This is a genomic window from Winogradskyella ouciana (assembly GCF_009709615.1).
Lineage (GTDB): Bacteria > Bacteroidota > Bacteroidia > Flavobacteriales > Flavobacteriaceae > Winogradskyella > Winogradskyella ouciana.
On sequence record NZ_WJYA01000156.1, the window covers coordinates 1 to 263 of the forward strand.

The 263-nt window shown below is 45.6% G+C and carries 1 protein-coding gene; it reads left to right on the top strand.

All coding sequences use genetic code 11. The features are described 5' to 3' along the window. Positions 1 to 263 (top strand): transglycosylase domain-containing protein (locus F1003_RS15940; RefSeq protein WP_162307017.1); only part of this gene is annotated, 263 nt, incomplete at both ends.

The following is a 263-nucleotide window of genomic DNA, read 5'->3' on the forward strand; positions in this document are numbered from 1 at the left end:
AAGAAGAGATTTTCGAGCTGTATGTGAATAATACAGATTTCGGCAGCGGTTATCGGGGGATCTATCAGGCTGCCATGGGGTATTTCGGCAAGGAACCTCTTCAGCTTACAGATTATGAGTCTGCAATGCTGGCAGGGATTCCGAATGCGCCGTCTGTTTATTCTCCGGATATCAGCAAAGAACTGGCATACCATCGTGTACAGAAGGTTCTTGAAAGTATGGTGGACAATCAGGTTATCACACAGAAACAGGCTGATGAGATA